At 73.7% G+C, this 19,604-nt stretch carries 17 protein-coding genes; 8 read left to right on the top strand and 9 right to left on the bottom strand.

Annotated features, from left to right (window positions below; all coding sequences use genetic code 11):
* Positions 1-3: 3 nt before the first annotated feature.
* Positions 4-2,229, top strand: coding sequence for an N-6 DNA methylase (locus tag G7072_RS13170; protein WP_166087066.1), 2,226 nt, complete (start codon positions 4-6; stop codon positions 2,227-2,229).
* Positions 2,230-2,239: 10 nt separating this feature from the next.
* Here the strand turns inward: G7072_RS13170 and G7072_RS13165 are convergent, their stop codons facing one another.
* From G7072_RS13165 to G7072_RS13130, 8 genes are all read right to left on the bottom strand, one after another.
* Positions 2,240-2,908 (bottom strand): hypothetical protein, encoded by a 669-nt coding sequence (locus G7072_RS13165; protein WP_166087064.1) that lies wholly within the window; start codon positions 2,906-2,908, stop codon positions 2,240-2,242.
* Between the two features lie 59 nt (positions 2,909-2,967).
* Positions 2,968-4,137, bottom strand: coding sequence for an acyl-CoA dehydrogenase family protein (locus G7072_RS13160; RefSeq protein WP_166087062.1), 1,170 nt, complete (start codon positions 4,135-4,137; stop codon positions 2,968-2,970).
* A gap of 60 nt (positions 4,138-4,197) precedes the next feature.
* Positions 4,198-4,794, bottom strand: a complete 597-nt coding sequence (locus tag G7072_RS13155) for a GNAT family N-acetyltransferase (protein ID WP_166087060.1) — start codon at positions 4,792-4,794, stop codon at positions 4,198-4,200.
* Between the two features lie 6 nt (positions 4,795-4,800).
* Positions 4,801-8,046, bottom strand: a complete 3,246-nt coding sequence (gene icmF / locus G7072_RS13150; RefSeq protein WP_166087058.1) for a fused isobutyryl-CoA mutase/GTPase IcmF — start codon at positions 8,044-8,046, stop codon at positions 4,801-4,803.
* A 41-nt stretch (positions 8,047-8,087) separates the two neighbouring features.
* A complete protein-coding gene (locus tag G7072_RS13145; protein ID WP_240916943.1) occupies positions 8,088-8,639 on the bottom strand; it encodes a MarR family transcriptional regulator in 552 nt (183 codons plus the stop codon).
* Between the two features lie 2 nt (positions 8,640-8,641).
* Positions 8,642-10,270 (bottom strand): GAF domain-containing protein, encoded by a 1,629-nt coding sequence (locus G7072_RS13140; RefSeq protein WP_166087056.1) that lies wholly within the window; start codon positions 10,268-10,270, stop codon positions 8,642-8,644.
* Positions 10,271-10,286: 16 nt separating this feature from the next.
* On the bottom strand, positions 10,287-10,745 hold the full coding sequence (locus tag G7072_RS13135) for a pyridoxamine 5'-phosphate oxidase family protein (RefSeq protein WP_166087054.1): 459 nt from the start codon (positions 10,743-10,745) through the stop codon (positions 10,287-10,289).
* A gap of 172 nt (positions 10,746-10,917) precedes the next feature.
* Positions 10,918-11,475: a YceI family protein gene (locus G7072_RS13130; RefSeq protein ID WP_166087052.1), complete on the bottom strand. Its 558-nt coding sequence runs from the start codon at positions 11,473-11,475 to the stop codon at positions 10,918-10,920.
* Between the two features lie 141 nt (positions 11,476-11,616).
* Here G7072_RS13130 and G7072_RS13125 point away from each other — a divergent pair, with 141 nt between their 5' ends.
* Positions 11,617-12,081: an OB-fold domain-containing protein gene (locus tag G7072_RS13125; protein ID WP_166087050.1), complete on the top strand. Its 465-nt coding sequence runs from the start codon at positions 11,617-11,619 to the stop codon at positions 12,079-12,081.
* Complete coding sequence (locus tag G7072_RS13120; RefSeq protein WP_166087048.1) at positions 12,078-13,283, top strand: lipid-transfer protein; 1,206 nt, start codon at positions 12,078-12,080, stop codon at positions 13,281-13,283. Before G7072_RS13125 ends, G7072_RS13120 begins: the two co-directional genes overlap by 4 nt.
* 42 nt (positions 13,284-13,325) lie before the next feature.
* Here the strand turns inward: G7072_RS13120 and G7072_RS13115 are convergent, their stop codons facing one another.
* Positions 13,326-13,940 (bottom strand): hypothetical protein, encoded by a 615-nt coding sequence (locus G7072_RS13115; RefSeq protein ID WP_166087046.1) that lies wholly within the window; start codon positions 13,938-13,940, stop codon positions 13,326-13,328.
* Positions 13,941-14,007: 67 nt separating this feature from the next.
* On the opposite strand from G7072_RS13115, the gene G7072_RS13110 reads away from it, so the two are divergent.
* The 5 genes from G7072_RS13110 to G7072_RS13090 all read left to right on the top strand — a co-directional run bounded on the left by G7072_RS13110 (position 14,008) and on the right by G7072_RS13090 (position 19,598).
* On the top strand, positions 14,008-14,625 hold the full coding sequence (locus tag G7072_RS13110) for a TetR/AcrR family transcriptional regulator (protein ID WP_166087044.1): 618 nt from the start codon (positions 14,008-14,010) through the stop codon (positions 14,623-14,625).
* A 315-nt stretch (positions 14,626-14,940) separates the two neighbouring features.
* Complete coding sequence (locus G7072_RS13105) at positions 14,941-15,579, top strand: response regulator transcription factor (RefSeq protein ID WP_346766205.1); 639 nt, start codon at positions 14,941-14,943, stop codon at positions 15,577-15,579.
* Positions 15,580-15,666: 87 nt separating this feature from the next.
* Positions 15,667-16,716 carry an extracellular solute-binding protein gene (locus G7072_RS13100; protein WP_166087042.1) on the top strand — a complete coding sequence of 350 codons (1,050 nt, stop codon included), beginning with the start codon at positions 15,667-15,669 and terminating at the stop codon, positions 16,714-16,716.
* A gap of 30 nt (positions 16,717-16,746) precedes the next feature.
* Positions 16,747-18,471: an iron ABC transporter permease gene (locus G7072_RS13095; RefSeq protein WP_166087040.1), complete on the top strand. Its 1,725-nt coding sequence runs from the start codon at positions 16,747-16,749 to the stop codon at positions 18,469-18,471.
* A complete protein-coding gene (locus tag G7072_RS13090; protein WP_206063108.1) occupies positions 18,468-19,598 on the top strand; it encodes an ABC transporter ATP-binding protein in 1,131 nt (376 codons plus the stop codon). The genes G7072_RS13095 and G7072_RS13090 overlap by 4 nt, the downstream gene beginning before the upstream one ends.
* Positions 19,599-19,604: the final 6 nt, after the last annotated feature.

Below are 19,604 nucleotides of genomic sequence, written 5' to 3'. Positions count from 1 at the left end.
GGCATGAGCCGCCGCCGGCAGGGCGACCGGTCCGGGACGACCTCAGCCCTCCCCGGGACAGCCTTCCTGCTGGCTGCCCTCGAGCGGCTCGCCGACGCCCTCCCGCCGCCCGGTGCTGAGGTCGCCGAGGCCCGTGACGAGGGCGCCGCGGACCGCTGTCGCGCCGACCTGCTGGCCGTCGGCTACCGGCTGCTGTTCGCCGAGCTGGCCGGCGCGTCGGGGCTGACGGTCTCCACGTCCGAGGCCGTCGCGGGGCTGGCTCTCGCGTCCCCGGTGCCGGACCTCCCCGTGCTGGACGCCGCCCGGGACGTGCTGGGCGTCGGACGGGGCCTGGGTGGCGGACCGGGCCTGGGGCGTGATGACGGGCCGGGCCTGGGGCGCGACGACGTGCTGCGGCTCGGCCGGCTGCACGAGGAGGTGCTCGACTGGCAGCTGGTCGCGGAGCAGGACCGCTGGACCTGGCGGCGCGAGGGCCGCCTGCGCAAGGCCGGCGGCTCCTACTTCACCCCGGCCGCGCTGGTCGACCACCTGCTCGACGAGACGCTGGAGCCCGTGGCGGACCGGCCCCAGGACGTCGCCCACGGGCAACCGGTGCTGCCGCCGGCGCTGCCCCGGGTGCTGGACCCGGCCTGCGGGGCAGGCGCGTTCCTCCTCCCCGCGGCCCGCCGGCTGACCGCCCGGGTCCGCGCGGGCGGTCCGGGGCCGGCGGAGGCGAGGCGGGCGGCCCTGGCCGCCGTGCACGGGGTGGACCTCGACCCGGCCGTCCTCGAGCTCGCCCGGATCGGTCTCTGGCTCGACACCTGGCTCGACCTGCGCGACGAGGACGCGCCCGGGACCGTCCCCGCCGACGTCATGCTCGAGGTCACCCTGGTCGCCGGCGACAGCGTGGGCGACCTCGGCTGGCAGCGGTGCTTCCCCGACGTGTTCGTCGACGGCGGCGTCGGGGTGGGGGACTTCGAGCTCGGTGACTTCGAGGCCGGGGAGTTCGCCGCGGGCGAGGTGCGTGCGGTCGAGACGGCGCCGGGCGGCTTCGACGTGGTGGTCGGCAACCCGCCCTTCGCCAACCAGCTCGAACGGCTGACCGTCCGGGCCCGCCCCACCGCCGGCGTCGCGACGTACACGGACCTGAGCGCGGTCTTCCTGCTGCACGCGCTGTCCTGGGTGCGTCCGGGTGGCCGGGTCGGGCTGGTGCAGCCGCAGTCGGTGCTGTCCACGCGCGACGCCGCGCCGGTGCGGCAGGCCGTGACCGCGGCCGGCGCTGTGACGTCGCTGTGGGTGGGGGAGTCGGGCCTGTTCGACGCGGCGGTCCCGACGTGCGCGGTCGTGGTGGCGCACGGCGCGACCCAGGACGTCGTACGCCGCTGGCGGGGCGGCACCTTCGAGCGGCTGCCCGACCGGGCGGTGGAGGCCGGCCACCTGACGCGGGAGTGGGGCTTCCTGCTCGCCGCCGCCCTCGGGGTGCCCGAGGTCGCGCTGGTGTCCTCGCGGACCCTCGGCGACCTCGCCGACTGCACCGCGGACTTCCGCGACCAGTACTACGGGCTCGAGCCGGCGGTGCGCGAGTCCGACCCCGCGGATCCGCCGACCACCGGGGGTCGTGTCGCCCCGCTCGTCACCGCCGGGCTGATCGACCCCGCGGTCTGCCTGTGGGGGCTGCGCAGCACGCGCTTCCTCAAGCAGCAGTGGCAGGCCCCCGTGGTGGACCTCGACGTGCTCGAGGAGGACCCGGCGCTGGCGGGCTGGGCCGCGCGGCGGCTGGTGCCCAAGGTGCTGCTGGCGACCCAGGGCCGTGTGCTCGAGGCGGTCGCCGACCCCGCCGGGATGTGGCTGCCGTCGGTGCCCGTCGTCACCGTCCGCCCGCACGACCCCGCGGACGTGTGGCGGGTGCTCGCGGTCCTGCTCGCCCCGCCCGTGTGCGCACTCGCGGCGACCCGCTACGCCGGCAGCGCGCTCAACCCCGCATCGATCAAGCTCAGCGCCAAGCAGGCCGCGGCGCTGCCGCTGCCCACCGACGAGGAGTCCTGGGGCCGCGGCGCCGACGAGGTCCGGGCGGCCCAGGAGGCGGCGACCCCGGCCGAGCGGCGCGAGCTCCTCCTGCGGGCCGGAGCCACGATGGGCCGGGCCTACGGCTTCGGCGTGGACCCCGCGGGTGCGCCGCGCGCACCGCTCCCGGGGCCGCCCGGGGACGACGTCCTCGCCTGGTGGAGCGCGCGCCTCCCGCGGGTCTGACCCCCGGCCCTCAGCGCGTCGCCGCGGCGCCCAGCACGAGGGAGAGCAGGAAGGCCCAACCGCCGGTCAGCCCACGCCGCCCGTCCCGGCCGGGCGGCAGGAACGGCGTCCGGTAGCCGAGGACCAGCAGGGCCACCGCCACGAGCGGCAGGAACGGGGTGGTCAGGAGCCAGAACCAGGCCCACGGCGTGGCCCGCCGGGTCGGCGGGCCCAGGACCAGCAGGACGACGGTCGCGACGAACGTCCCGAACGCGAGGCCGACGACCCAGCCCTTCAGCCGCCAGCCGGGGAAGGCCTCGAACGTGGCACCCGAGCCGGACCACGGGGCGGTCTCGACCCGGAGGTCGGGGTCCAGGTCCGCCAGCAGCGTCGACACGTCCTGCGACGTGACCAGCGTGGCCTCAGGGAAGCTGCCGCGGCGCACCTGCCTCAGGCCCGCCTCGCGCGGACGGGCCACCAGGACCTCGGCGTGGTGCGCGAAGGGGCCCTCGCGCCAGGCGACGTCCGTCACCGACCAGCCGCGTCCCTCGAGCGCCAGGTCGCCGCGCAGGACGACGGAGCCGACGTCCCCGCGTGCGACGGCACCCTCCAGCCGGTCCCAGCTCGACGGGCGCTCGGCGAGGAGCACCGCCGCGGCCAGCACCACGAGCCAGGCTCCGAGGAGCACCAGCCGGACCACGTCGACGACCCACGACCGGCCTCGGCCGGCTCGGGGACGCGGAGGGTCGGCCAGGACGGTCACTGGTGGGAGATCTTCCCGCCCGGGTTCTTGTCGAGGTCGCGGGAGATCACCATGCGCTGGATCTGGTTGGTGCCCTCGAAGATCTGCATGACCTTGGCCTCGCGCATGTAGCGCTCGACCGGGAAGTCCCGGGTGTAGCCGTAGCCGCCCAGCACCTGGACCGCGTCGGTGGTCACCTTCATGGCGTTGTCGGTGGCGACCATCTTGGCGATCGAGGCCTCGCGCCCGAACGGACGGCCGGCGTCCTTCAGGCGCGCCGCGTGCAGCGTCGTGGCCCTCGCCGACTGCACCGCCGCTTCCATGTCGGCCAGCACGAAGGCCAGCCCCTGGTGGTCGATGATGCGCGTGCCGAAGGTCTCGCGGTGCTTGGCGTAGGCGACCGCGTGGTCGAGCGCGCCCTGCGCCAGGCCGGTGGCGACCGCGGCGATGCCGAGACGTCCGGAGTCGAGCCCCTCGAGCGCGATGCGCAGGCCGTCGCCCTCCGCGCCGAGCAGCCGGTCGGCGTCGACGTGCACGTCCTCGAGCCGCAGCGTGGTGGTGGCCGAGCCGGTCAGGCCCATCTTGCGCTCCGGCGGGTCGGTGCTGAGCCCGTCGGCGTCCGCCGGCACGAGGAAGCAGGAGATGCCGTTGCGGCGGTCGGAGGTGCGGGCCATGACCTTGTAGAAGTCGGCGTGACCGCCGTGGGTGATCCAGGCCTTGGTGCCGCTCAGCACGTAGGACCCGTCGCCCTGGCGTGCCGCCTTGGTCGTCATCGCCGCGGGGTCGGAGCCGGCGTGCGGCTCGGACAGGGCGTAGGCGCCGAGGAGCTCGCCGGAGAGCATCTCCGGCAGGAAGCGCTGCTTCTGCTCCTCGGTGCCGCGGGTGAAGAGCCCGAAGCAGGACAGCGCGTGCACGCTGACGCCGACGCCGACGGAGGCCCACACCGACGAGATCTCCTCGAGCACCTGGAGGTAGACCTCGTAGGGCTGCTCGCCGCCGCCGTACTGCTCGGGGTAGGGCAGCGACAGCAGCCCGGCGCGCCCCAGCGTGCGGAAGGCCTCGCGCGGGAACTCCTCCTCGGCCTCGGCCCGCGCCACGTGCGGGCCGAGCTCGGCCTCGACGATCTGGCGGGTCAGCCGCAGCAGGTCGGCGGCCTCCTCGGTGGGCAGGACGCGGGTGGCGGGCACGGGTTCCTCCGGGGGCGGATGCGGGATCGGTGGGGTCGGTGGGCGGGTCGGTGGTGGTGCTCAGACGGTACGCCGGGCGCGGTCCTCGGCGTGCAGCCTCATGAGCACGCGCGGGAATCCGCCCGAGACGGACTCGGTGTCGGCGGACTTGACGAACCCGGCCCGCTCGAAGAGCGCGCGCGTGCCGACGTAGGCCATGGTCAGGTCGACCTTGGCGCCCTGGTTGTCGGTGGGGTAGCCCTCGACCGCGGGAGCGCCCTGGGAGAAGGCGTAGTCGGCGGCGCCGGCGACGAGCACGGGGGCGATGCCGCGGCCCCGGTGTCCCGGTCGGACGCGCACGCACCACAACGACCAGACGGGCAGGTCGTCGACGTGCGGGATCTTCGTCGAGCGGGCGAAGGGCAGCTCCGAGCGGGGGGCGACCGCGGCCCAGCCCACGACGGTGCCGTCCTCGTCGTACGCCAGCACGCCGGGGGCGACGTCACGGGAGCACAGCCCGCGCACGAACTCCCCGCGGGCCGGACCGACGAGCTCGCGGTTGGTGCGGGAGTCGACGCGGTGGCTGAGGCACCAGCACACCGAGGACGTCGGGTTCCTCGGGCCGAGCATCGTCGCGACGTCGGCGAAGTCGTGGGCCGGCCGGATCTCGAGAGCCACGACGGCCTACACGTTGCGGCGGTAGGCCCCGCCGACCTCGAAGAAGGCCTCGGTCACCTGCTGCAGCGAGCACACGCGCGCCGCGTCCATGAGGACGGCGAAGACGTTCTCGCCCTCGACGGCCGCGCGCTTGAGCCGCGCCAGCGCCTCCTCGGCCTCGCTGCGGTGGGTCTCCTGGAAGCCGTGGACCCGGTCGAGCTGGGACCGCTTCTCGTCCTCGGTGGCGCGGGCGAGCTCGACGGTCACCGGCTCCTGGTCGGACTCCGGCGCGAGGAAGGTGTTGACGCCGACGATGGGCAGCGACCCGTCGTGCTTGCGGTGCTCGTAGAGCATCGACTCGTCCTGGATGCGCCCGCGCTGGTAGCCGGTCTCCATCGCCCCGAGGACGCCGCCGCGCTCGGTGATCCGGTCGAACTCCTCCAGCACCGCGGCCTCGACGAGGTCGGTGAGCTCGTCGATGACGAAGGAGCCCTGGAGCGGGTTCTCGTTCATCGCCAGGCCCCACTCGCGGTTGATGATCAGCTGGATCGCCAGCGCTCGGCGCACCGAGGAGGCCGACGGGGTGGTGACGGCCTCGTCGAAGGCGTTGGTGTGCAGGGAGTTGGCGTTGTCGTAGATCGCGATGAGCGCCTGCAGCGTGGTGCGGATGTCGTTGAAGTCCATCTCCTGCGCGTGCAGGGAGCGGCCCGACGTCTGCACGTGGTACTTCAGCTTCTGCGAGCGCTCGTTGGCGCCGTAGCGGTCACGCATCGCCACCGCCCAGATGCGACGGGCGACGCGGCCGAGCACGGAGTACTCCGGGTCCATGCCGTTGGAGAAGAAGAACGACAGGTTCGGCGCGAAGTCGTCGATGTCCATGCCGCGGGCGAGGTAGGCCTCAACGTAGGTGAAGCCGTTGGACAGCGTGAACGCGAGCTGGCTGATGGGGTTCGCCCCGGCTTCAGCGATGTGGTAGCCGGAGATCGAGACCGAGTAGAAGTTGCGCACGCCGTTCTCGATGAACCACTCCTGGATGTCGGCCATCATCCGCAGGGAGAACTCGGTGGAGAACAGGCAGGTGTTCTGGCCCTGGTCCTCCTTGAGGATGTCGGCCTGGACCGTGCCCCGCACGGTGGCCAGCCCGTGCGCGGCGAGCGCCGCGCGCTCCTCGGCGTCCGGCTCGCGGTCGTGCTCGGCGGTGAACTTCGCGACCTGCTGGTCGGCGACGGTGTTGAGGAAGAAGGCCAGGATCGTGGGCGCGGGGCCGTTGATCGTCATCGAGACCGACGTGGTGGGCGACACGAGGTCGAAGCCGTCGTAGAGCGCCCGCATGTCGTCGAGAGTCGCCACCGAGACACCGGAGGTGCCGACCTTGCCGTAGATGTCGGGTCGCAGGTCGGGGTCGCGGCCGTAGAGCGTCACCGAGTCGAAGGCGGTGGACAGCCGGGTGGCCGGCTGGCCCTCCGACAGCAGCTTGAAGCGCCGGTTGGTGCGGAACGGGTCGCCCTCGCCGGCGAACATCCGGGCCGGGTCCTCGTTGTCGCGCTTGAACTTGAAGACCCCGCCGGTGAAGGGGAAGAAGCCGGGCAGGTTCTCCCGACGCAGGAAGCGCAGCAGGTCGCCGTGGTCACGGTGCCGGGGCAGCGACACCCGGCGGATCTTGTTGCCTGACAAGGACTCCCGCGTCAGGGCCGTGTGGATCTCCTTGTCGCGCACGACGACGACCTGCTCCTCGCCGGAGTACGACGCGACCACGTCGGGCCAGGAGGCCAGCTGCTCGCCCGCCTCGGCGGGCAGGTCGTCGCGCGCCCGGTCGAGGAGGCGCCGGACCCCTGCGTCGTCGGAGCCGGCGAGCTCGTCGTGCACCAGCTCGAGGCGCTGCACGCGGGACGCCGCCTCGGCCAGCCGCTCGGTCGCGGCGTGGTAGCCGCGCACGGTCTCGGCGATGTCGGCGAGGTAGCGCACCCGCTCGGGCGGCACGATGCGCGCCGTCACCGACGAGCGGCGTACGTCGACCCGGGGCAGGCGCCCCTCGGTCACCGGCAGGCCGCGCTCGGCGAGCAGGTCGCGCAGGTGCTGGTAGAGCGCGGTGACGCCGTCGTCGTTGAAGGTGGCGGCCGAGGTGCCGAAGACCGGCATGTCGGTCGGCTGCTGCCCGAAGGCCTCGCGGTTGCGCACCAGCTGGCGTCCGACGTCGCGCAGCGCGTCCTCGGCCCCGCGGCGCTCGAACTTGTTGATCGCGACCGCGTCGGCGAAGTCGAGCATGTCGATCTTCTCCAGCTGCGACGCGGCGCCGAACTCGGGCGTCATGACGTAGAGCGCGGTGTCGACGAACGGCACGATGCCGGCGTCGCCCTGGCCGATGCCCGGGGTCTCGATCACCACCAGGTCGAAGCCGGCGGCCTTCAGCACCGTGACCACGTCGGGCAGGTAGGGCGGGATCTCGTGGGCACCGCGGGTGGCCAGGGAGCGGAAGTAGACCCGGTCGCCGTCGAGGGAGTTCATCCGGATCCGGTCGCCCAGCAGGGCGCCGCCGCCCTTGCGCCGGGTCGGGTCCACCGCGACCACCGCGACGCGCAGCTTGTCCTCCTGGTCGAGCCGCAGCCGGCGGACGAGCTCGTCGGTCAGCGAGGACTTGCCGGAGCCGCCGGTGCCGGTGATGCCGAGCACGGGCACGTCCCGACCGGCGGCGACCTCCTCGAGGCGTGCGCGCAGGTCGTCGGGCAGGCGTCCGGTCTCCGCGCCGGTGATCGCCCGGGCCACGGCGGTCGCGCCGCCGGCGAGGACGGCGTCGACGTCGACCGGTCCGCGGTCCCAGCCGGGGACGTCGCACTCGGCGACGATGCGGTTGACCATGCCGGCCAGGCCCAGCTTCTGCCCGTCCTCGGGCGAGAAGATCGTGACGCCGCTGCGGGCCAGCCGCTCGATCTCGTCGCGGACGATGACGCCGCCGCCACCGCCGTACACCTTCACGTCGGGGGCGCCGCGCTCGGCCAGGGAGGAGACGAGGTACTCGAAGTACTCCACGTGGCCGCCCTGGTACGACGACACGGCGACGCCCTGGGCGTCCTCCTCGAGGACGGCGTCGACGACCTCCTGCACGGACCGGTTGTGCCCCAGGTGGACCACCTCGGCGCCCTGCGACTGCAGGATCCGCCGCATGATGTTGATCGAGGCGTCGTGGCCGTCGAACAGGCTGGAGGCCGTCACCAGCCGGACCGGGTGGACCGGCCGGTGGAGGGCGGGGCGGGACGGCACGGTCGGCTCGGGCATGGCACCTCGGATTTAGTTGGACGTCCAAGTAATCGTCGTCATCATACGCCGTCCTCGCCGGGCTCGACCCGGTCTCCGGCGTGCCGGCGGTACGTCGACAGCAGGCGCGTCAGGTCGGCGGTCTCGTCCGGGTCGAGGCCGAGCTCGCCGAACACCGAGTCGTTGAGGCCCACGGTCGCCTCCTCCACGACGGCGCGCCCGGTGTCGGTGATGGCGGCTCGCACCACCCGTCGGTCGGCGCTCTGGCGCTCGCGGACCACGAAGCCCTGCCGCTCGAGGCGGTCCACGGCGCTGGTGACGCTCGTCGGGTGGACCTGCAGCAGGGACCCGAGCCGCGTCATCGGCAGGGACCCGGCCGTGGTGAAGGCCAGCAGCCGCAGGACCTCGTAGCGGGCGAAGGTCAGGCCCAGCGGACGCAGCACGGCGTCGATGCGCTCGTGCAGGAGCTGGTGGACCCGCACCAGCGAGGTCACCACCGCCATCGCGTCGGCGGCGTCGGCCCAGCCGTGCCGCACCCACTGCCGGTGCGCCTCGCGGATGGGGTCGGGCCGGTCCGGGCGCGCCGGCCGGTCCGGGCCTGGGGAGGACACCACCCTCAGTCGGTGGCCGGGAGCGGGACGGACCACACGAAGACGGTGCCGCTGGGCTCGTTGGGCCACAGGTCGAGGTCGCCGCCCAGCAGCAGCGCGCGGCGTCGTGCGTGGCGCAGACCGCTCTCGCGACGCTCCTCGGGCACCCCGCTGCCGTTGTCGGTGACCCGCAGCTGCACCTGCGCGTCGACCACGCGGACGTCGATCCACACGCTGCCGGCGCGGGCGTGCCGGGCGACGTTGGTCAGGGCCTCCCGCAGGACGGCGAGGAAGACGGGCTGCACCTGGGCGCCCAGGCCCTGGTCGACGCGCCCGGTCAGCTGCACCGAGGGGGCGAAGCCGAGGCGGGGGACGAATTCACGCACGACCTCCCGCACCTCGGCCCGCAGGGAGTCCTGGGGGCGCTTCTGCAGCGAGAAGATGGTGCCGCGGATGTCGCGGATGGTCTGGTCGACCTCGACCACGACCTGCTCGATGCGGGCGCGGAGGTCGGGGTCGGTGGCCGCCGTGCGCGCGGACTGCAGGTGCAGGCCCGTGGCGAAGAGGCGCTGGATCACCACGTCGTGCAGCTCGCGGGCGATGCGGTCGCGGTCGGCGACGACCGCCATCTCCTCGCGGTCCTGCAGGGCCTGCGTCCGGTCGAGCGACAGGGCGACGTGGTCGGCGAAGGTCGCGAGCAGGTCCCGCTCCTCCACGTAGTCGGGGCGGCGGCTCGCCTCGTGCGCGATCACCAGCACCCCGGGGACGGCCAGGTGGGCGCGCAGCGGGGCGACGAGCGCGCTGACCTCGTCGGCCAGCGTCGTCTCGAGGACCTCGCCGCTGGCCACGACCATCCGCACCGTCCGCTCCATCTCGCTCGTCACGGCGCTGAGGACCGACTCGTCGCCGGACTGCGCCGCGACGCTGACCAGGCCCTGCTCGGGCACCTGGACCACCGCGGCTGCCAGGGCGCCGGAGGCGATGCGGACGGCGGAGGCGACGCGGCGCAGCGCGGTGCCGAGCACCAGCGGCGGCTGGAGGGCGTCGTTGAGCTCGCCGAACATCTCCAGCCAGCGGCGGCGGCGCTCGCTCAGCCCGTAGGCGTGCGCGTTCTCGACCACGAAGCCCGCGACCTGCGCGAGCGCCTGGACCTGGGCCTGGTCGGCGGCCGTGAACGGGGCGCCGTCGGCCTTCTCGCTGAGGTAGAGGCTGCCGAACTCGGTGCCTCGCACCCGGATGGGCGCGAAGATGAGCGTGCGCAGCACCGGGTGGTGCGGCGGGAAGCCGCTGAAGCGCGGGTGCTGGGTGAGGTCGTCCATCCGCAGCGCGCCGCTCGGGTGCCCGTTCAGCCCGAGCAGCCCGCACCCGGTGGGGGGCGACCCGATGCGGCTCTCCTGGCGTCGGTCGACCCCGTGGGTGACGAAGCGCGCGAGCCGGCCGTCGGCGCCGAACACGAGCAGGGCGCCGTACCGGGCGCCGACGAGGTCGCAGGCGGCGAGCACGAGCTGGTCCAGCAGCGTGGTGGTGTCGAGGTCGCTGGAGATCGTCTCCATGGCGCGCAGGAACGCCGGGAGGGAGGGGGTGGGCGACGGTGCGGAGGGCAGCGGGGCGGGGGAGCCGAGGTCCTCGTCGTCGGAGCCGGTGGCGGAGCTCACGGGCTCATTGTCACAGTCAGCTGGCGTTCAGGGTGGTGTCCGGCGACACCCGCGTGGCGGAGAGGCCGCGCATCGCTCCGGCGCCGATGGCTCGACCGGTGAGGGTCTCCCACCGCATCCGGAGGTAGAGGTTGCGCACGCCCCCGGCCCAGGGGTGGGGCCGCCACGCGTTGCGCATCGCCGTGATGACGTCGGCGTCGAGCTCGGCCCAGGCCCGTCCGCGGGCGAGCACGCTCCAGCCCACGTGCCGGTCGTGGTCGACGTCGTCGACCTCGAAGGCGAGCATGGAGTTGCGGCCGTAGGTCCCCAGCAGGCTGTACGTCGAGGTGCGCACCACGATGGTGTCCTCGAACACGGCGTAGTTCACCGGGACGATGTGCGGGCCCTCCGGCGTCGACAGCGCGACCCGGCCCACGACGCCGCTGCGGAGCAGCCGGACGCACTCTCCGGGCTCGAGGTCTCGGGTCTCGGACATGGGACGGGCTCCGTCGCGCTCGCGGCAAGGAGCACCGCGGGTCGCGGTGCTGATCCATGGTGCGCCACGAGCGGCGCGTCAGCCAGCCTTTCGCCCCAGGTGGGGGCGTTGGTCCCCGACCCGGGCGACCATCGGCCTTCGGGTCGGGGACCGGCCCCTCGAGGAGAGGAGGTCAGGCGCTCTTGATGGCGCTGAGGTCGAACTCCAGGGTCACCTTGTCGCTGACCAGGACGCCGCCGGTCTCGAGGGCCGCGTTCCAGGTGAGGTTCCAGTCCTTGCGGTTGACGACGACGGAGCCCTCGAAGCCGACGCGCTCGTTGCCGAACGGGTCGGTGGCCGCACCGGTGAAGGTGAAGTCGATCGTGACCGGCTTGGTGGTGTCCTTGATGGTCAGGTCGCCGGTGACGCTCAGGGTCTCGTCGTCGGACTGCTCGACCTGGGTGGACACGAAGGTGAGCTTCGGGAAGGTCTCCACGTCGAAGAAGTCGCCGCTGCGCAGGTGGCCGTCGCGCTGCTCGCTGCGGGTGTCGATGCTGGCCACGTCGACGCTGACCTCGGCCTTGGTGGCGGCGAGGTCGGCGGGGTCGAAGGTGGCGGTGGCGCTGAACTCGTTGAACGAGCCGCGGACCTTGGTGACCATCGCGTGCCGCGCGACGAAGCCGACGTGGCTGTGCGACGGGTCCACGGTGAAGGTGCCGGCGGGGATCGTGCTCTGGGTGGTGGTGCTCATCGGGCTCTCCTCGAGTCGTTGATTGAACTTACAAGCATCACTGTGCCACGAGACAGTTGAAGTGTCAAGTATTGCTCCGGACGGGATCGCCGGGCCGGTGCCGTGATAGGAACAAGAACACGTTCTAGGTCGGGAGGCAGCATGGTGGCGACGCCGGTCGTCGAGGGGTGGTTCACCACCGAGGGGTCGCCCGCGCTGCTGGCATCGCGGTGCACGACGTGCGCGACGCTGGTGTTCCCGCCCGTCCGTGACGGGCGGGGCTTCTGCCGCCGCCCCGACTGCGCCGGGGACCGCTTCGAGCCGGTCCCGCTCGCGCGCCGGGGCCGGGTGTGGTCCTACACCGACGCGCAGTACCAGCCCCCGCCGCCGTACGTGCCCGCCACCGATCCCTACGTCCCCTTCGCGCTCGCCGCCGTCGAGCTGCCCGAGGGGCTGGTGGTGCTCGGCCAGCTCGCCGAGGGGTACGGCGTGCGCGACGTGGTGGTCGGCAGCGAGGTGGAGCTCGTCGTGGAGACGCTCTACGTCGACGACACGGGGGAGCGCACGACGTGGCGGTGGCGGCCGGTGGGGCCGGCAGGGTCGGGAACGGCGGAGGGGGACCGGTGAGCCACGACGTCGCCGTGCTCGGGGTGGGCATGCACCCCTGGGGCAAGTGGGGCCGTCCCTTCACCGAGTACGGCGTGCACGCCGCCCGGGCCGCGCTCGCCGACGCCGAGGTGCCGTGGGCCGACGTCGACCTCGTCGTGGGCGGGGAGACCGTGCGCAACGGCTACGCCGGCTACGTCGCCGGCGCGACCTTCGCCCAGGCCCTCGGCTGGAACGGGGCCCGCGTCGCGACGTCGTACGCCGCCTGCGCGACCGGGGCCCAGGCCGTCGACACCGCCCGGGCCCGGATCCTGGCCGGCCTGTCGGAGGTGGCGCTCGTGGTGGGCGCCGACACCACGCCGAAGGGGTTCCTGGCCCCCAACGCCGGCGAGCGCTGGGACGACCCGGACTGGCTGCGCTTCCGGCTGCTGGGCATGACCAACCCGGCCTACTTCGCGCTCTACGCCCGCCGCCGCATGGACGTCTACGGCGCCACGTCGTCGGACTTCGCGAAGGTAAAGGTCAAGAACGCCGCGGCCGGGGTGGCCAACCCGTACGCCCGCTACCGCAAGGCGGTGACGGAGGAGGAGGTGCTCGCCTCCGCCGTGGTGGCCGACCCGCTGCACCTGCTCGACATCTGCGCCACCTCGGACGGCGGCGCCGCGGTGCTGCTCACCAGCGTCGACTACGCCCGCCGGAGGGGTGTCGACCGTCCGGTGCGCGTCCGGGCCGTCTCCACGGTGACGCCGACCTACCCGCAGACCCGCATCGAGATGCCCGACATCGCCACCGACGCCCGAGCCGCAGCGGCCCCCGGCGCGGACCTGGGTCCGGGGCGCACCTTCAAGCAGTCCCTCGCCCACGCCGCCTACGAGGAGGCGGGGATCGGCCCCGACGAGGTCGACGTGGCGGAGGTCTACGACCTCTCGACCGCGCTCGAGCTGGACTGGTACGAGGACCTCGGGCTCTGTGCCGAGGGGGAGGCCGAGCAGCTCGTCCGCCGGGGGGACACCGCCCTCGGTGGGCGTTTGCCGGTGAACCCCTCCGGCGGGCTGGCGTGCTTCGGCGAGGCCGTGCCGGCCCAGGCGCTCGCGCAGGTGTGCGAGCTGACCTGGCAGCTGCGCGGGCAGGCGACCGGGCGCCAGGTCGAGGGTGCCCGCGTCGGGATCACCGCCAACCAGGGACTGTTCGGCCACGGGTCCTCGGTGCTGCTGTCCCGCTGAGCCCCGCCGCCCCGCCGCCCCGCCGCGCGGCCGATCGGCCGGTCAGGCGTCCTGCAGGTCCCAGAGCTCGCGCCCGAGCGGCGAGAGCCGCAACGAGTGTCGCATGACGCGGGGTGTGAGGCCCTGCGCGCGGGCGGCGGTGAGGGCCTCCAGGACCGTCGGGTCCGCCAGCAGCGCGGGGTAGTCGTTCTCGAGCCGCGGGTCGGCGGGCCCGATCTCCACGAGGTCGAGGGCGAGCAGGCGTCCCACGTAGTAGGGCACGAGCTGCGGCAGCGCCAGGGGGGCCGCGTCGCCGATCCCGACGACGTTCTCGAGCAGGGACTCGCCGTTGAGCCCGGTCGGGGTCATGCAGTGGATGTGGACCAGCGCCCGCCCGGGCGTGCCGTCGGGCTCGGCGGCCAGCACCGCCAGGACGCGGGCCTCGTCGGGCACCAGGTGCTCGACGGCCCGGGCCAGCCAGGCGTCGCGCCCGGCGGCGGCGTCCTGGCTCTCGGCCTCCGCGAGGAGTCGTCGCAGCTGCTGTCCCGCGCCCTGCCGGGGGACCGCGGGGTGCGCGGCTGCGGTCCCGTCGACGGCTCCGGCCGCCTGTCCGTCCGCGGGTGCGCCGCCGCGTCCCGCGCGGCGGGAGAAGACGTCGAAGCGGGGCAGCAGGGCCACCTCTCGACCGTAGCCGCGGCCCGCGGGTGGCGGGTGGGTTTGACGTCGATCGGCTTAGGCTGGGTCCGTGACCCGCCCCGCGACGCGCACCCGCCGCTCGGAGAGCCAGGCGCAGACCCGGCGCCGGCTCGTGGAGACCGCACGGGAGCTCTTCCTCACCGACGGTTACGCCGCCACGTCGCTCGAGCGGGTAGCCGAGGAGGCCGGGTTCTCCAAGGGCGCGGTCTACTCCAACTTCTCGGGCAAGGACGAGCTGTGCCTCGAGGTGCTCGAGGTCATCCACTCCGAGGTCGCCCGGGCGGTGGTCGGCGCCTTCGAGGGCGCCACCTCGCTGGAGGACGCGCTGCGCGCGCTCGACGTGTGGGCCGACGCCCGGCTCGGCGACCCGGACTGGTCGGCGCTGGAGGCCGAGTTCGCCGCCCGGAGCCGCCGCCAGCCGGAGCTGCGGGCGGCCCTGGAGGAGCGCAACAAGGCCATCCGCGACCTGATCGCGCGGGTGCTGGGCGACACCTGCGCACGGCACGGGCTGGTCATGCCGATCCCGGTCGACGAGGCCGCCCACGCCCTGCTGAGCCTCGGCATCGGGCTGGGGCTGCAGCGGGCCATCGACCCGGCCCTGTCGGTGCAGGTCCTCTCCGACGTCGTGCGCGTGGTCGTCGGCGCGCCGGTGCCGGCGCCCCGCTGACCACCACCGGTCCCAGGGGTCCCACCGACCGGGACCTTCGTCCCGGCAACACGGGAAAGAGGCCACGGGGCGCGCCGCCGCGAACTGCGCCATGCTGGGTGATGTCACCAAGCCGACCTCCCACGGCGACGTGACTCGCCTTCGGGCACAAGAAAGTCACTCGTGCGACTCTCCCAGCGCGCGACGAGACTCACAGCGGGCCGGTCCAGGGGTGGGCCGGCCCGAAGTCTTTTTTCGCCGGCAGTGTCCGATCCAGCCGCTAGCATGGGCCGCAGTCAACGCGGGCCGGACTGGGCCTGAAGGGAAATGGGTGGCATGAGCGTGGTTCGCGTCTTCCTGCTCGACGATCACGAGGTCGTGCGCCGAGGTCTCAAGGACCTCTTCGACTCCGAGGAGGGCTTCGAGGTCGTCGGCGAGTCCGGGTCGGCCAAGGACGCCGAGGCCCGGATCCCGGCGCTTCGTCCCGACGTCGCGGTGCTCGACGGGCGCCTGCCCGACGGCAGCGGTGTCGACGTGTGCCGGTCGGTCCGCTCGGTGGACCCCTCCATCCGCGCCATCATCCTGACCAGCTACGACGACGACGAGGCGCTCTTCGCCGCGATCATGGCCGGCGCCGCGGGCTACGTGCTCAAGCAGATCGTGGGCAACGACCTGCTCGACGTCGTGCGCAAGGTCGCCGACGGCCAGTCGCTGCTCGACCCGGCCGTCACCCAGCGGGTGCTGGACCGCCTGCGCGACGGCGGGGCCAACGAGCCCGCCGAGCTGCGCTCGCTCACGCCCCAGGAGCGGCGCATCCTCGAGCTGGTCGCCGAGGGCCTGACCAACCGCCAGATCGGCGAGCAGCTCTTCCTGGCCGAGAAGACGGTCAAGAACTACGTCACCAGCATCCTCACCAAGCTGGGGCTCGAGCGCCGCACGCAGGCCGCCGTGCTGGCCTCGAAGCTGCTCAACTGACCCCTCCCGACCCCGTCGCCGGGCACCTCCTCCTGGGTAGGTTAGGCTCACCTAACCGATGTCTTCCCCCTCGGAGGTCCCTCCCGCATGCGCACCGCCCGCACGCTCGTCCCGGCTCGCCGCGCCACCGCCGCGCTGACCGGGCTCACCCTGTCGCTCACCCTCGCCGGCTGCGGCATCTTCGGGGGCGGCGAGGAGGAGCCCGGTGACATCCAGGTCTACTCGGCGCGCCACTACGACCTCGAGGAGGCCTTCGAGGACTTCGAGGAGGACACCGGCCTGAAGGTCGACTTCCTCTTCGGCGAGGACGCCGACCTGCTGCAGCGGCTCGAGGCCGAGGGTGAGGGCTCCCCGGCCGACCTCTTCGTGACCGTCGACGCCGGCAACCTCTACGCCGCCGACCAGGCGGGCGTGCTCGCGCCCCTCGACAGCCGACCGCTCGAGCGGGCGGTGCCGGCGGCCTACCGCGCCGACGACAACAGCTGGTTCGGCCTGGCCCGGCGCGAGCGCACCCTCGTCTACAACCCCGACAACGTCGACCCCGCGGACTTCGACCCGGTCAACAGCTACGCCGGGCTCGGCGACCCGCAGTGGTCCGGACGGCTCTGCATGCGGGACTCCTCGGAGGCCTACACCCAGTCGCTCGTGGCCGCGCTGATGGACCAGTACGGCGACGACGAGGCGCGCGACATCGTGCAGGGCTGGATCGACAACGACGTCGACGTGATGGGCAACGACGTGCTGCTGCTCGAGGCCGTCGACGCCGGCACCTGCGACGTGGCGATCGTCAACCACTACTACCTGGCGCGCGAGCTCGACGAGAACCCCGACCTCAACGTGGAGCTCTACTGGGCCAGCCAGGACGGCAAGGGCGTCATGGAGAACATCTCCGGCGCCGGGGTGGTCTCCACCGCCGACGACGCCGCCGACGCGCAGCGCCTGCTGGAGTGGCTGGCCACCGACGGCCAGGAGGAGTTCGTCGGCGACAACCACGAGTACCCGGTCAACCCCGACGTCGCCCCCGACGACGAGATCGTCGCCTTCGGCGAGTTCACCACCATGCCCGTCGACGCCGAGGCCTACGGCGAGCGGAACGCCGACGCGCTGGCCTTGCTCGACGAGCTCGGCTACGAGTGAGCCCCCCGATGACCTCCCGATGACCCCCCGATGACCCTGCTCGACCCGGTGCAGCCGGTCGCTCCCGGCCGGCGGCCGGGCGCGACGGCGTCCCGCACCCGCCGCACCACGGGCAGCGGGGCGGGCGGGCGCGTCGGGTGGGTGCTGGCGGCGCTGCTCGTCGCCGCCCTGGTGGCCGCCCCGATCCTGGCGGTCGTGGTCGACGGTCTGCGGGCCGACGCCGACACCGCCTTCCCGGCGCGGCTGCCGGAGATGGTGCTCAACACGGTCCTGCTGATCGGCGGCGTCGGGATCGGCACCCTGGTCGTGGGCGGCGGCCTGGCCTGGCTGGTCACCGTCGCGCGCTTCCCGCTGCGCGACCTCTTCACGTGGATGCTGGTGCTGCCGCTGGCGATGCCGGCCTACATCCTCGGCTTCGTCTTCCTCTCCACCCTCGACGAGGCGGGTCCCGTGCAGACCGCCCTGCGCGGGGTCTTCGGCGACGGGTTCTGGCTGCCGCCGGTGCGCTCGCTCGGCGGCGCGGTCGTCGTGATGACGCTGACGCTGTTCCCCTACGTCTACCTGATGGCACGCGCGGCGTTCGCCGAGCAGTCGGCGACGACGTACGACGCCGCGCGCTCGCTGGGCGCCTCCCGGGGACGTGCGCTGCGCCAGGTCGTGCTGCCGCTGGCCCGCCCCTCGCTCGCGGCCGGTCTGGCGCTGGTGGCGATGGAGGTGCTCACCGACTTCGCCACCGTGCAGTACTTCGGCGTGCAGACCATCTCGGTCGGCGTCTACAACCAGTGGAAGGGCGGCTACGACTTCGACTCGGCCAGCCGGCTGTCGGTGCTGGTGCTGCTGTTCGCGGTGGCCGTGCTGGTGGCCGAGCGCGGCCTGCGCGGACGGGCCCGCTTCACCCAGCGCGGCGGGCGCGGGCGCGGCCTGGAGACCGTCACGCTGACCGGCTGGCGCGCCGGCGCCGCGGTGGCCGCATGCCTGCTCGCGCTCAGCGTGGCCTTCCTGCTGCCGGTGGCCCGGCTGCTCGCGTGGGCGGTCGGCGAGGCGCGGCGCGAGTCGGGCGCGCTGGTCGACCCGCGGTTCACCGAGTACCTCGCCAACACCCTCACGGTGGCCGTCACGGTGGCCGCGGTCTGCGTGCTGCTGTCGCTCGTCGTCGCCCACGCCCAGCGGGTGACCCGGGTCGGTCGGCTGCTGCCGGCCGCCGCCCAGGTCACCACCTTCGGGTACGCCGTGCCCGGTGCGGTCATCGGCATCGGCGTGCTGCTCGTCTTCGCCGACCTCGACCGGGTGGTGCGGGCCCTGGGGTCGGAGGACGGGACCGGACTGCTCGTCACCGGCTCGGTGCTGGGCGTCCTCTACGCCTACGTCATCCGCTTCCTGGCCCCCGCCTACCAGGCCGTCGACGCCAGCCTCACGAAGGTGTCGGCCTCGATGACCGCCTCCGCGCTCAGCCTCGGTGCCCGGCCCGGCCGCGTGCTGACCCGGGTGCACCTGCCGCTGGCGCGGTCCGGGGTGTTCGTGGCGTTCGTGCTGGTGCTCGTCGACGCCGTCAAGGAGCTGCCGCTGGTCCTGCTGCTGCGTCCGTTCGGGTTCAGTACCGTGTCGGTGTGGGTCTACGAGCTGGCGAAGGAGAACTACTGGGAGAAGGCGGCTCTCCCGGCGCTGGTGATCGTGGCGACGGCGGTGGTGCCGGTCTTCCTGCTGTTCCGCCGGGAGCGTCGCACGCTGGACCGGACGGCGGGGGCGCCCCGGTGACCCCGACCCTGACCACCCCCCAGGTGGCGGCCGTCACCGAGCCCGACCGCGGCCACGAGGGCCAGCGGCCCGTCCTCGAGATCGCCGACGTCTCCAAGGCCTACGGCAAGGTCCCGGCCGTGACGGGCCTGACCCTCAGTGCGGGCCCGGGCGAGCTGCTCACCGTCATCGGCCCCTCGGGCTGCGGCAAGTCCACCCTGCTGCGGCTGGTCGCGGGGCTGGAGAAGCCCGCCGTCGGCAGCATCCGCATCGACGGCGAGGAGCAGGCCGGCGGCCGCTGGGTGCCGCCCGAGCGGCGCCGGGTCGGTCTCGTCTTCCAGGACCACGCGCTCTTCCCGCACCTCGACGTGCGCCGCAACATCGCCTTCGGCCTCGACAAGCTGCCGGGACGCGAACGCCGCGCCCGGGTCGAGGAGGTCCTCGCGCTGACCCGGCTCGGCGCCCTGGCCGACCGCTACCCGCACGAGATCTCCGGGGGCGAGCAGCAGCGGGTGGCCCTCGCGCGTGCCCTGGCGCCGCGGCCGGCCGTCATCCTCCTCGACGAGCCCTTCTCCAGCCTCGACGAGACGCTGCGCGCGCAGCTGCGCGCCGACACCGTCGCCGTGCTGCGCGCCACCGGGACCACCGGGGTGCTGGTGACCCACGACCAGACCGAGGCGCTGTCGGTGGGCGACCGCGTGGTGGTGATGCGCGACGGCCTCGTCGAGCAGGCCGACACCCCCGTGATGGTCTTCGAGCGGCCCGCCACCCGCTTCGTCGCCTCCTTCATGGGCGACGCGGTGTTCCTGCCGGCCCACGTGCGCGACGCGCTGCTGACCTGCGAGCTGGGCGTGGTCTCGACCGTCCCCGGCTGGGGCGACGCCGACGTCGACGTCGAGGTCGTGCTCCGTCCCCACGAGGTGGCGCTGACCGCCGAGCCGGACGGTGCGGGCACGGTCACCGCCGTGGCCTACCACGGGGCCTTCGTGCTCCACACCGTCGCGCTGGCCTCCGGCCGGGAGGTCCGCTCCTGGCAGCCGCACGCCGTCCGCCACCCGGTCGGCAGCCGGGTCCGGGTGTCGGTGGTGGCCGGTGTCACCCCCACGCTGCTCGTCGGCGACCACGCCGTGACCGAACCGCCCCGGTAGGTTGGG

The organism is Nocardioides sp. HDW12B (assembly GCF_011299595.1).
In the GTDB taxonomy this organism is placed as follows: domain Bacteria; phylum Actinomycetota; class Actinomycetes; order Propionibacteriales; family Nocardioidaceae; genus Marmoricola_A.
Note: the sequence above shows the minus strand (reverse complement) of the source record. Positions and strands in the feature narration are given on the sequence as shown.